Source organism: Crassaminicella thermophila (assembly GCF_008152325.1).
Lineage (GTDB): Bacteria > Bacillota > Clostridia > Peptostreptococcales > Thermotaleaceae > Crassaminicella_A > Crassaminicella_A thermophila.
On the sequence record NZ_CP042243.1, the window covers coordinates 532,681 to 545,795 of the forward strand.

11 protein-coding genes are annotated in these 13,115 nt (G+C 30.8%); 9 read left to right on the forward strand and 2 right to left on the reverse strand.

Annotation, left to right across the window (positions count from 1 at the left end; translation table 11 throughout):
- The first annotated feature begins 21 nt into the window (after positions 1-21).
- The 4 genes from FQB35_RS02535 to ppaX all read left to right on the forward strand — a co-directional run bounded on the left by FQB35_RS02535 (position 22) and on the right by ppaX (position 4,738).
- Positions 22-1,284, forward strand: a complete 1,263-nt coding sequence (locus FQB35_RS02535) for an ATP-binding protein (RefSeq protein ID WP_148808409.1) — start codon at positions 22-24, stop codon at positions 1,282-1,284.
- Between the two features lie 4 nt (positions 1,285-1,288).
- Complete coding sequence (locus tag FQB35_RS02540) at positions 1,289-2,191, forward strand: response regulator (protein WP_148808410.1); 903 nt, start codon at positions 1,289-1,291, stop codon at positions 2,189-2,191.
- A 507-nt stretch (positions 2,192-2,698) separates the two neighbouring features.
- A complete protein-coding gene (locus FQB35_RS02545; RefSeq protein WP_148810735.1) occupies positions 2,699-3,937 on the forward strand; it encodes a dicarboxylate/amino acid:cation symporter in 1,239 nt (412 codons plus the stop codon).
- Between the two features lie 141 nt (positions 3,938-4,078).
- The gene (gene ppaX, locus FQB35_RS02550; RefSeq protein ID WP_148808411.1) at positions 4,079-4,738 is read left to right on the forward strand and encodes a pyrophosphatase PpaX; all 660 of its coding nucleotides are present in this window, start codon (positions 4,079-4,081) and stop codon (positions 4,736-4,738) included.
- Between the two features lie 2 nt (positions 4,739-4,740).
- On the opposite strand, the gene FQB35_RS02555 is transcribed toward ppaX, so the two are convergent.
- On the reverse strand, positions 4,741-5,412 hold the full coding sequence (locus FQB35_RS02555) for a hypothetical protein (RefSeq protein ID WP_148808412.1): 672 nt from the start codon (positions 5,410-5,412) through the stop codon (positions 4,741-4,743).
- 217 nt (positions 5,413-5,629) lie between these two features.
- On the opposite strand from FQB35_RS02555, the gene FQB35_RS02560 reads away from it, so the two are divergent.
- The 4 genes from FQB35_RS02560 to FQB35_RS02575 all read left to right on the forward strand — a co-directional run bounded on the left by FQB35_RS02560 (position 5,630) and on the right by FQB35_RS02575 (position 11,236).
- Positions 5,630-7,351, forward strand: coding sequence for a sensor histidine kinase (locus FQB35_RS02560; RefSeq protein WP_148808413.1), 1,722 nt, complete (start codon positions 5,630-5,632; stop codon positions 7,349-7,351).
- Positions 7,344-8,078, forward strand: coding sequence for a LytR/AlgR family response regulator transcription factor (locus tag FQB35_RS02565; protein ID WP_148808414.1), 735 nt, complete (start codon positions 7,344-7,346; stop codon positions 8,076-8,078). The genes FQB35_RS02560 and FQB35_RS02565 overlap by 8 nt, the downstream gene beginning before the upstream one ends.
- A 147-nt stretch (positions 8,079-8,225) precedes the next feature.
- Complete coding sequence (locus FQB35_RS02570; RefSeq protein ID WP_148808415.1) at positions 8,226-9,224, forward strand: TAXI family TRAP transporter solute-binding subunit; 999 nt, start codon at positions 8,226-8,228, stop codon at positions 9,222-9,224.
- A gap of 56 nt (positions 9,225-9,280) precedes the next feature.
- On the forward strand, positions 9,281-11,236 hold the full coding sequence (locus FQB35_RS02575; protein ID WP_148808416.1) for a TRAP transporter permease: 1,956 nt from the start codon (positions 9,281-9,283) through the stop codon (positions 11,234-11,236).
- A 34-nt stretch (positions 11,237-11,270) separates the two neighbouring features.
- Here the strand turns inward: FQB35_RS02575 and FQB35_RS02580 are convergent, their stop codons facing one another.
- Positions 11,271-11,768, reverse strand: coding sequence for a DUF1850 domain-containing protein (locus tag FQB35_RS02580; RefSeq protein ID WP_148808417.1), 498 nt, complete (start codon positions 11,766-11,768; stop codon positions 11,271-11,273).
- A 180-nt stretch (positions 11,769-11,948) separates the two neighbouring features.
- On the opposite strand from FQB35_RS02580, the gene FQB35_RS02585 reads away from it, so the two are divergent.
- Positions 11,949-13,115: an amidohydrolase gene (locus FQB35_RS02585; RefSeq protein WP_148808419.1), complete on the forward strand. Its 1,167-nt coding sequence runs from the start codon at positions 11,949-11,951 to the stop codon at positions 13,113-13,115.

Sequence of the window (13,115 nt, forward strand, 5' to 3'; positions counted from 1 at the left end):
GTAAGGAAGTGTTTGGTTGATATGGGAAAAAAGAGATTGGAAAATATTTTTGCTATTTGTATGATAACTGTTTTTATGGGACAAGTCTATTTTACCCCATTTTCACAATGGTTTAGATTTTCATTAGCTGTAGTCGTATTATCTTTATTATTGATCCATTTTAAAGATGTCTCAATTATGTTTGTGTCTACTTGTATAGCAATACTTATGTTTTTATTTAGAGGGCTTGTCCATTTTATTGCATATCATGAGATGTCTTTACTAGAAACACTAGTACGTTACTTGCCTGTAACCATATTTTATTTAACTTTTGGATTGTTTTTTGAGATTTTTAATATTAGGAACAGACTAAAAAATCCTATGACATTTATTTTATATTTGTGGATTTGTGATAGTGTTGGGAATATGGCAGAGGCTTTTTTAAGAAGTTTTAGGACTAATATTTATTTTGAAAAAGAAATATTAACTATTATTCTTGTTGGATTTGTTCGATCACTCATTACTTTTTTTATTAATAAAATTATTTTGTATTATAAAAATACATATGAAAGAGGGCAAAAAGAAAACAAGTTTAGAGAATTATTATTATTTAATGCTAGGTTAAAAACAGAGCTTTTCTTTTTGAGAAAATCAATGGTTGATATTGAAGATATGATGGAAAAAAGTTATCAATTATATAAAAGATTGCAGGAGCCAGAATTAAAGAATCAGGCTTTATATATTTCTAGAAACATTCATGAAATAAAAAAGGATTATTTACGAGTGGTATTAGGTATAGAAGAGACTCTTTCAGAAGGAAGTAAGAGTATGTTTATGAGTGTAGAGGAAATTTTTAAAATAATAGAAGATAATACACAAAAATTAATAAATATTAGCAATAAAAATATCTCTCTTAAACATGTTGTGAAAGATAATTTCTATACAAATGATTTTTATCCATTAATATCTATACTTAATAATCTCATTATTAATTCTATTGATGCTATAGAGTTAATGGGTGAGATTATCATAGAGGAAGAAAGAATTGGAGAAAGCTATATTTTTAAAATAACTGATAATGGTATTGGAATTGAAGAAGATGATATAGACTTAATATTTGAACCTGGTTTTACTACAAAAATCGATACAGTAACAGGAAAAATGTCAACAGGTATAGGGTTATCTCATGTAAAATATATAGTGGAAAATCATTATGAAGGTAACATTATTGTTAAATATGGCAAAGGTGAAAATACAACATTTCAGATAACAATTCCTGCTGTAAAAATAGAAATGAGGAAGTGATGAAATGGATACGAACTTTTATATTATAGAGGATGATAAAGTAATCCAAAACCTATTAAAAAAAATAATATTAAAAAATAATTTAGGGGATATTATAGGAATATCTGATGATGGTGCACAGGCTATAGATGAGATTAAAAGACTTAAGCCAGATATTGTTTTGGTGGATTTATTGTTGCCAGAAATTGATGGTATCAGCATTGTATCTGATATAAATAGGTCTAAGTGCAAGACAACTTTTATTATGATTTCTCAAGTTACATCAAAAGAAATGATTGCAGAGGCATATAAAGAAGGAATTGAATTTTTTATCAACAAACCAATCAATGTTGTTGAAGTAGTTTCAGTAATTAAAAAAGTGAAAGAGAAAATGAATATGTTTCATGTGATTCAATCTTTTAAAAATGCTATTAAAGAGATTCAGATATATGAGGAAAATAGTTTGGATAAAGAGATTGAGACATCTAGTAATAAAGATAAGATTGAAAAAATATTAGCACAATTAGGGATTTTGGGAGAAGCAGGGAATAATGATATCATTGAAATTATTCTTTGGATTCTAGAGCAAGATAAAGATGCAGGGAAAAATCCAATAAAATATAAAATGACGGAAATCTATAATTATTTACAAAGAAGGTATGAACAGGAATACCAGATTACAACCAATGTTTTTGCTATAGAACAAAGAATTAGAAGAGCAGTTAATAGAGCATTAATAAATATTGCTCATATGGGTATTGAAGATTATGGAAATGAAATATTCATAAAATATGCCAGTATTTTGTTTGATTTCAAAGAAGTAAGAAAACAAATGAATCATATTAGAGGGAAGTTAGATTACGGTGGTAAAATTAGTGTGAAGAAATTTATTGAAGGAATTATTGTATCTATAAAAAATCCTATATAAAAATACACTTAGGTTTTTGTACCTAAGTTTGAGCTTGTTGACAAAATTATATTTATAAATGAATTGAAAAATAACGCTCATAAACAAAGCTTTAGGGAAAACTAAGATTCATAATTTCAAAAAATCCTAACGCACCTAATCAAGACATCCTATCTTGTAGGATGCTGGCTTAGCATCCATGCTAAGCCTACGGATTTTTTTGAAATTCTTCATTAAGTTTTCTTTACTAAAGCTTTGCAATCATTTGCTTTTATTTTTCAATTATAATAATTCTATTTTGTCTATACTCTGACACTTAGGTTTTAATACCTAAGTTTTTTATTTTTTAGGAGATGATAAGATTAAAAATTTGTGGATAACTTTTGATATATATTAAATGATAGATGGATTTAAGCAGGAAAAATAAAAAAGTTTTATTCTGTTTGGTTATGTCTGATTTTGTTAGGAAAAGGTTATCATTAGTTAGGATTTTTAATTTAAATAAAAAAGGGGGAATTATTTTTGAAAATGAAATTAACAACAAAAATATTTATTGGGTTGTTAGGCGGTATTATAGTAGGTCTTCTTTTACAAAGTAATCCACATATAGCTGATACATTTATTAAGCCAATTGGAACGTTATTTCTTAATTTAATTAAAATGCTTATAGTACCTTTAGTATTATCATCATTGATTGTAGGGGCTGCAAGTATAGGAGATATTAAAACTCTTGGGAGGATTGGTGGTAAAACAATAGGATATTATTTATTTACAACGGCCTTTGCAGTTACAATAGGGATTTTGTTAAGTAAAATAATGAATCCAGGATTAGGATTAAGTATGTCAGTGAATATGGACGTTGTTGCGGCTAAAGAGGCTCCTCCAATTACAGAAATTTTATTAAATGTGGTCCCTAAAAATCCAATGAAAGGTTTAGTTGAGGGAAATATGCTACAAATTATTACTTTTGCTCTTTTCTTAGGGATCGGGGCTACATCATTACCAGAAGAAAAAAGCAAACCTTTTATTAGTTTCTTTGACAGCTTAGCAGAAATTATGTATAAGATTACAGGATTAATCATGTCATTAGCTCCAATAGGGGTATTTGGTTTGATTACACCTGTAGTAGCGTCAAATGGTACAGATGTTTTACTACCATTAATTAAAGTAGTTGTAGCAGTGTATGTAGGATGTGTGATTCAAACTATATTTGTATATGCTACAACCGTAAAAGCTTTTGCAAAATATAATCCAATCAAATTTATTAAAGGAATTATGCCTGCGGCAACTACAGCTTTTAGTACAACTAGTAGTTCAGGAACATTACCTGTAAGCATACAATGTATTAAAGAAAATGTAGGTGTATCAGAAAAGATAGCAAGCTTTGTACTTCCACTTGGTGCTACTATTAATATGGGAGGAACAGCTTTATATCAGGGAGTATGTGCCTTATTTGTTGCTCAAATATATGGAATAGATTTAACTATATCTCAAATGAGTACAATCGTTCTTACATCTACATTAGGAGCAATAGGAACAGCAGGTGTACCAGGAGGGGGACTTATCATGCTTTCTGTTGTTTTAACATCTGTTGGATTACCTCTTGAAGGAATAACACTTATTGCTGGTGTGGATAGAATATTGGATATGGCAAGAACTTCAGTAAATGTTATTGGAGATTTAGCTGCAGCAACTGTTGTAGCAGCCACAGAGAATGAATTAACATATGAAGAAGCAAATAGAAGATTAGAAAAAACAATTGCTTAATAATTTATTCAAATAAATGATAGACTCACGCTAAAATTAGATTATTTAGCGTGAGTTTATTATTTTTTGACTTAAAAGCATAATTTGGTTAGAATAGTTTATATTAAAGTATAAAAAGCTTAGTAGAGAAAGGAGAAACTCGTGAGTATAAAAGCAATTTTATTTGATTTAGATGGAACATTGTTAGATACGAACGAATTGATTATTCAGTCTTTTCAACATACCTATAAAACCCATTTAAACAAGGAAGTTCCTAGGGAAAAAATTGTTCAATCCTTTGGAGAAATCTTAAAAGTTACATTAGATAGAGAATGTCCGGGGTGCAGTGAAGAAGCAATAAAAACTTATAGAGCTTTTCAAGCTTTGAATTTTGAAAAACTTATTACAGTGCATACGGGTGTTAAAGAAGCGTTAGAAATATTACACAAAAAAGGGTATAAACTAGGTGTTGTTACTTCAAGGCTTAATGAATCAGCACGAAAAGGGTTAAAACTATTTGATTTAGAGCATTATTTTGAAAGTATTATAGGTGCAAATGATACTAAAAAGCATAAACCAGACCCTACTCCTGCTTTGATGGCACTAAAGGAGCTAGATATAGAGGTTGATGAGGCTATTATGGTTGGAGATAGTCCTTTTGATGTATTATGTGGCAAAAATGCAGGGATTATATCTGTAGCAGTAGCTTGGAGTGCTTTACCTAGAGAAATATATATGCAGCATAATCCTGATTATGTAGTAGATAGTATGGAAGAATTAATAGATATTATAGAGAATTTAAATAAAAATCAAAGTCTGTAAATTTACAGACTTTGATTTTTTTTCTTTGCAAAAGCTAGAATACCTCCTAATGCAATAGATAAAAAGGATGCCATTAAAACACGATACTCTGAAGGGAGTAGGAATGTAATAGTATGGGCTGGAATCCAGAAAAAAGGAATTGTTTTTAAATATACAAAGCCAACTAAGCCTTTCCAATCAATGTGATCGATGACATCTTCTAAACAAACTTTTTTAAGATTAGATAGTTTACCATGGCAAAGTTCAATATAAGTATCTGTAATTCGGTGAAGTCCCATCATAGTTGGAGCAAAAATAAGGTTCATGGCAGCACTGGTAAAAAAAGGAGTTGCAAAAGTGTGGATTTTACTTCCTTTAAAACTTGGGATTAATCCGATTTTGATAGCTGTACGCACGCCTCCATCAAAGATTGGAAATACCAAAGCAAAACTCATACCTAAAAATCCCCAGATTACAAATCTCCAAAAAACGCCTACTGGTTTTATAAACTTTCCAGAAAGAATCCTTATAGCAAGGAATTCTCCCATAGTGGCTAGAATGGCAACTTTAAAAAAGCTCATAATATAAGGATGTACTTTTGTTAGATGAACAAATGCTTCATGTGTTGTGGGAATAACTAAAATTGCAATGACCAATCCTAGGCACAATAGCCATAAAATATCTCCTTTTTTCATAAAAAGCTCCTTTCATAAAATTATAAATAATTAAACCTTATTAAAATATTTTATTATTTAAAATTTTTTAGTATATATATTATTATAAACGAAATTGTATAGAAAGAAAATAGTGTGTATAGTTATATGAATGATATTATTCAAATTATTTGTAATAATGTTATTAATTACAGTATAATGAACATATAAATAAGCAATTAGAAATGGGGAGATCTTGATGAGCTTTGATATTATATTAGGATTGGCAAATAAATTTGGAAATTTATTTGTTTTTGCATTCATATTATCAAGATTTAAACCTTCTAGGAATCTTATTGCAAAAAAACCGGTAAAATTATCAGATAAATTGATTTTATCTTTTGTCTTTGGTGTTTTTGGCATTATAGGGACTTATTTTAGTATAGAATTTGAAGGAGCTTTAGTAAACACAAGAATTATTGGCGTTGCAACGGGAGGAATTTTAGGAGGACCATTGGTTGGATTTTTAGCAGGGATTATTGCAGCAATACATCGTGGACTCATTCATATTGGAGGATTTACAACAACTGCTTGTGCTATATCTACTGTATTTGAAGGTCTTATGGCAGGGATTATAGGAAAGTTGATTCAAAATAAAAAAAAGAAATGGATGTATGCAGCTCTTATAGGAGCTATTGCTGAGAGTATGAGAAAAATTTCTGTACTTATTTTTTCAAGACCTTTTGCTGATGCAGTTATGCTTGTTAAAGCTATCTGGATTCCTATGGTGATTATTAATTCTATTGGACTAGCACTTTTATTTATGATTATTGACAGTATCTTTAGCGAAGAAGAAAAAATGGGAGCACAGCAAGCTCAATTAACTTTAAAGATTGCAGATAGAACTTTGCCTTTTATTAAGAAAGGAATTAATTCTAAAGAAATTCAAAAGGTAGCACAAATTGTATACGATATGACAGAATATAATGCAGTTACATTTACAGATAAGGAAAAGATTGTAGCTCATGCTGGAGTTGGAACAGAGAGACATGGTGTAGGAAAACCGATTGTGACAGATATTACAAATCAAGTATTAAAAACAGGGGATCCTGTTATTTTAGGTTATTGTACAGAAGTCGGCTGTGAATATAAAAATAGGGGGTGTCCTCTTGAATCTGTGGTAATATATCCTTTAAAGGAAGATACAAAAATCATTGGTACATTTAAGCTATATAAAGGTATCCCAAATGCCATTACATCGATTGATGTGGAACTTGCGAATGGATTAGCAAAACTATTTTCTACTCAATTAACTTTAGGAAAATTAGAACATAATTCAAAACTACTAGCTACAGCAGAATTAAAAGCACTGCAAGCACAAATAAATCCGCATTTTTTATTTAATTCTTTAACCGTTATAGGTTCTCTTTGTAGAATTAATCCTGAGAAAGCAAGAAATCTAATTACCCACCTTAGTAATGTATTTCGGAAAAATTTAAATATGAACAAAGATATTGTAGATCTTGGGACTGAGTTAAATCATGTAAAATCATATGTAGAAATTGAAAAAGCAAGATTTGAAGATAAATTGGAGGTAATTTATGAAATAGAAAAAAATATAGCATGCTTACTTCCACCTTTAACATTACAACCACTTGTAGAAAATGCAATTAAGCATGGACTGCTTCCAAAGAAGGAAGGCGGACGGGTAAAAATTAGTGGAATAAAGAAAAAAAATGAAATAATAATTCAAATTGAAGATAATGGGATTGGAATAGAAGAAAAAAAGCTTTCTAAAATAATAAACGGTGATTGTGTGCATAAAGATTCTTTAGGAATCAATAATGTAAATGAAAGATTAAAGGGTATGTTTGGAGAAGAATATGGACTAAAGATTTATAGTAAGCTTGGAGAGGGAACAACTATAAGTATAAGGATTCCTATTATAAAGGATATGGCGGAGTGTGATAAAGGTGTTTAAGGTTATTATTGTAGATGATGAGAAATATATTAGAGATGAGTTAAGATACTTTCTGGAAAAAGATAAGGAGATTAATATCATTGCAGAGACAGGAGATGGAAAAGAAGTAATGGATTTAGTAGAAAAGTTAAATCCAGACATTGTGTTTTTAGATATTCAAATACAAGATGTAAACGGACTTTTGTTGGCACGGAAAATATTAGATAGAAACAATCCTCCTTATATTATTTTAGCAACGGCTTACAATGAATATGCTATTCAAGGCTTTGAAATAAATGTAGCAGATTATATATTGAAACCTTTTTCTGAAGAACGGTTAAAGATTGCTATTGATCGAATAAAAAAGCAAAATCAGAAAAAAAATAAAAACTTTGCAGAAAACGAAGAGTTTGATTTGAATAAGTTATGTGTATTTAAAAATAATAGATATATTCTTATGGATATAGATGAAATTCAATATATTGAATCTATAAAAAATGATATTGTTGTTCATGCAAGAGATGGAGAATATCATTGCAATTATTCATTAAAAGAATTAGAAGAAAGATTTAAAAAGAAAAAATTTATTCGCACCCATAAAAGCTATATTGTCAATATTGATTTTATTAATGAGATTATTCCTTGGTTTAATTACACATATAAGGTAAAAATAAAGGAGAAAGAAAACATAGAAATACCTGTTAGCAGGAATTATTTAAAAAAATTTAAAAAGTTATTAGGCATATGAAGCAGGATTACATTCTGCTTCTTGCTTTTTAATAAGCAATAAATGCAGGTTATAAGAAAATAATGCAACAAAATATGAATAAATTTTAATATTTTATGAAATGTTATATAATTCTACTAAATTAATATTTTAAGGGGGAAAACGTTTATGAAAAGAAAATTATCTATACTTTTAGCATTAATGCTAGTACTTAGTGTTTTTGCTGTAGGATGTTCTAATTCTAAAGATGGGCAGCCTGCATCTGAAGATCAAGCTTCTGCATCTAAAGAAAAAATGTTTGTTACCATTGCAACGGGAGGTAGTTCAGGACCATATTTTGCAATTGGTGGTGCAATTTCTAATCTTTTAAATGAAAAGCTTGATAATGTAAATGCATCCGTTCAATCTACAGGTGCATCTGCAGTAAATGCAACATTACTTGGTGAAAAAAAGGCAGAACTTGCTTTTGCTATGAATGACGTTATCAACTATGCTTATACGGGAACAGAAGTTTTTAAAGATAAAGGAAAGGTTGAAAACTTAAGAGGTGTTGCTGCACTTTATCCTAACTTTGTACAGGTTGTAACATTAGAGGGTAGCGGTATTAATGAAATTTCTGACTTAAAAGGAAAGAGAGTAGGCGTTGGAGCTCCAGGAAGTGGTACAGAAGTAAATGCTCGTCAAATCTTAGGTGCACATGGCATTACTTATGACGATATTGATGAAGATTTCTTATCTTATTCAGAAAGTATTGAGCAGTTAAAAAATGGTTCAGTAGATGCTGCATTCTTGACATCAGGACTTCCAAATGCAGTAATTATGGATATTTGTACAACACATGATGTAAAGATTGTGCCAATTAGAAAAGAAGTAGTAGAAAAATTAGCAAAAGAGTTTCCATTCTATTCATCAGAGAAGATTCCTGCAGGAACTTATGACAATAAAGAAGATGTAGAAACGGCAGCTGTTACAACTTTACTTGTAACAAGAGCAGAATTAAGTGAAGATGAAGTATATGAAATTACAAAGACTATTTTTGAAAACATAGATACATTACATGAAGCACACTCAGCAGCTAAAAGAATTAGCCTAGATACAGTAAGACAAGGAATGCCTATTCCACTACATCCAGGAGCAGAAAAATATTATAAAGAGCAAGGAAAATAAAAGAGGGCATTTTTAAATGCCCTTTCTTTATAAAAAATATATGAAAGGGTGATAAGATGACAGATATAAAAAATACGGAAAACGAACAAGCAGTAGGACATGAAGCCATATTAGAAAAATATGATACAGAATCTCGCTTTAGAAAATTTGATAGAAATAGTATCCCTGGAATTATTGTTTTTATTATGTGTATAGGACTATCATTGTTTCATCTTTATACAGCTTGGGCAGGACCTCTTGTTACTTTGATGCATAGAGCTGTGCACACAGCTGTAGTAATGAGTTTGGTATTTATACTATATCCTTTTAGTAAGAAATCATCGAAGAAAAAGCCAGCAATTTTGGATTGGTTTTTTGCATTATTGTCATTAGGTTTGGGAATGTATATTGTTATAAATTATAAAGCATTGGTAATGCGTGCAGGAATGCCAAGCAGTACAGATATGATTTTTGGAATTATGGCCATTTTACTAGTACTAGAAGCAGGTAGAAGAATCACTGGAAATGAGATTGCAATTTTAGCAATATTGTTTTTGGTTTATGCGTATTTAGGGCCTAAATTACCTAATATTATAGCCCATAGAGGATATGGAATAAAAGATATTGCTGAGTATATGTATTTAACGACAGAAGGTATTTTTGGTATTGCAATAGGTGTATCTTCAACTTATATTTTCTTGTTTGTATTATTTGGAGCTTTTTTATCAAAATCAGGTATGGGTCAATTTTTCAATGACTTGGCAATGGCTATTGCAGGACAAGGAAAAGGTGGTCCTGCAAAGGTAGCGGTAATTTCTAGTGGATTGCTTGGTTCCATTAATGGTAGCGCTGTTGCAAATGTTGTAACAACAGGAGCTTTTACCATTCCACTTATGAAAAAGATTGGATATGATTCTGAGTTTGCTGGGGCAGTAGAAGCAACTGCATCTTGTGGAGGACAGATTTTGCCACCTGTTATGGGAGCAGCAGCATTTATTATGGCAGAGTATTTAGGAATAAAATATATTAAAATTGCAGCTGCAGCAGCGATTCCAGCACTTCTTTATTATCTAGGTGTAATTGTAATGATTCACTTAAGAGCATCAAAAAAAGGATTAACTGGACTTCCAAAAGAACAATTGCCAAAGGTTTCAGAAGTGTTAAAACAAAGAGGGCATCTATTAATTCCTCTTGTTATTCTTCTATATTTATTAATTAAAGGATTTACACCGATTTATGCAGCGTTTTATTCTATTATTGCAACAATTATTGCAAGTTCTTTAAAAAAAGAAACAAGAATGAGCTTTAAAGATATTATTGATGCATTAGAAAGTGGTGCACGTACTGCTCTAGGAGTTGCGATGTCTTGTGCCATTGTAGGACTTATTATTGGTGTTGCTACATTAACAGGATTTGGATTAAAACTTGCAGGTGCTATTCTTTTCTTAGGAAAAGGGAATTTATTTATTACATTGGTGCTTACAATGCTTGCATGTATTGTTTTAGGAATGGGTCTTCCATCTATCCCAGCATACATTATTACTGCAACCATGGCAGCACCAGCATTAGCTAAAATGGGTATTCCACATCAAGTATCTCATATGTTTGTATTCTACTTTGGAATGCTTGCAAATTTAACACCACCTGTTGCTTTAGCAGCATTTGCAGGAGCAGGGATTGCAGGAGGGAATCCAGCAAAAACAGGTTTTCAGGCAGTAAAATTGGCATTGGCAGGATTTATAGTTCCATATATATTTGTATATTCACCAGCACTTCTTTTAATCAATACAACAGCTATTGGAATTATCATTGCAGCTATTACAGCTGTTATTGGTGTTATTGCTTTAGGAGTTGCTGCAGAAGGATATTTATTTACAAAGGTAAATGTAATCTATCGAATTGCAATGTTGGTATCAGCTATTTTATTGATGAAGCCAGGAATGACATCAGATATTATTGGTATTGTATTATTTGCATTAATCTTCTTTATTCAAAAAATGAGTAAGAAAAAAGAAGATTTGATTACAGCATAAAAATTCGCATACTGCGGTTGCAGTATGCGAATTTTTATGTAATAAGTTTTTTGTATATATATGAAATTATTGAAAGCTTATCTGTATAGATTTTAACAGGATTATCATTTGGAACCATTTCATAAAGCTTTAAAGTTATATTTTTAAAGTAGAAGGTGTGCTTTGCAAAATTAGATATACCATAAGCAAGGTTTGGCATTTCTTTGTTTATTTCTGCAAAGTAAATCCATCCATTCTTTACGAAGGTTTTCTTTCCAGCTGATTTAGGAACGCCTGCTCCAAAGGCTTTAAATCGTGTGTAATCTAATATTATTTTATAGTTATTGTCAATATAGAAGGTTTCCTCCCAAGGAGCTAATTCAACAGAGTGCATCCAGTGCATGGTAAATTGATCATTAGGAGAAATTTTATGAATAAAAATGGTTTTAGAAGCTTTTATATCTTCTAAAATGATTACTGGTACTTTTATTAAAGATAGCGGTAGAAAAGATAGAATAAGAAAAAGGATTAAAATTTTGTTGTATTTTTTCATAGAAAATCCTCCTATGTATTGTTTAGTTATATTGTTCTATAAAATATAATAATATTCCTCTAATAAATTGGAGGAATTAAGAAAAAAATGTTGAATATTGATATGTTGTAGATTTGTATACACAATTAAAATATTTTCCAGATAATATATTTTAGTGAATAAAAAATTGGGGGTATCAATATGATTTTAATTAGGGATGGATATATTTTTACAATGGAAGGAAAGAACTACCAAAAAGGAAGCGTTCTCATTGAAAATGGGAAAATAAAGGAGATAGGAGAAGATATTGTAGCTCCTTTAGATGCCACTATTATTGATGCTACTGGCAAAATTGTAATGCCTGGTATGATTGATGCCCATTGTCATTTAGGGATGTGGGAAGATGCTATCGGATTTGAAGGAGCTGACGGAAATGAGATGACAGATCCAGTAACACCTCATTTAAAGGCAATTGATGGGATTAACCCTATGGATAGGACTTTTGAGGAAGCTTACCAAGGGGGAATTACTTCTGTTGCAACAGGTCCAGGAAGTGCAAATGTATTAGGAGGGCAATTTGTAGCTATAAAGACTTATGGAAAACGAATAGATGATATGATTATAAAGGAGCCTTTGGCTATGAAGTGTGCTTTTGGAGAAAATCCAAAGCGTGTATATCATGATCGAAAACAAGCACCGAGTACACGAATGGCAACAGCAGCTATACTAAGAGAAAATTTGTTTAAAGCAAAAGAATATTTACAAAAGCTAGAAGCTGCAAAAGAAGACCCAGCAAAGAAGCCATCCTTTGATATGAAGATGGAAGCACTAGTTCCTGTTATAAAGGGAGAAATACCATTAAAGGCTCATGCACATCGAGCAGATGATATTTTCACTGCTATTCGTATTGCAAAGGAGTTTGGTGTAAAAATTACCTTAGAGCATTGTACAGAGGGACATTTGATAGCTGATTATATAAAAGAAGAAGGCTTATGTGCAGTAGTAGGGCCAAGTTTTGGAGAAAGATCCAAATTTGAATTAAAAAATCTTACTTTTGAAACAGCAGGTGTATTAAGCAAGGCAGGAGTGAAAATTGCTCTTATGACAGATCATCCTGTTATCCCTCTTCAGTATTTGCCTATGTGTGCAGGACTTGCTGTAAAGATGGGAATGGATGAAGATACAGCCCTAAAAGCTATTACTATTCATGCAGCAGAAATATTAGGAATTGAAGATCGAGTAGGAAGTATTAAAGAAGGAAAGGATGCAGATATTGTAATATGGAATGGTCATCCTTTTGAATTACAAGCAACAGTGGAATATACCTTAATTGATGGGAATGTTGTTTATAGGAAAAATAAAGCTTAA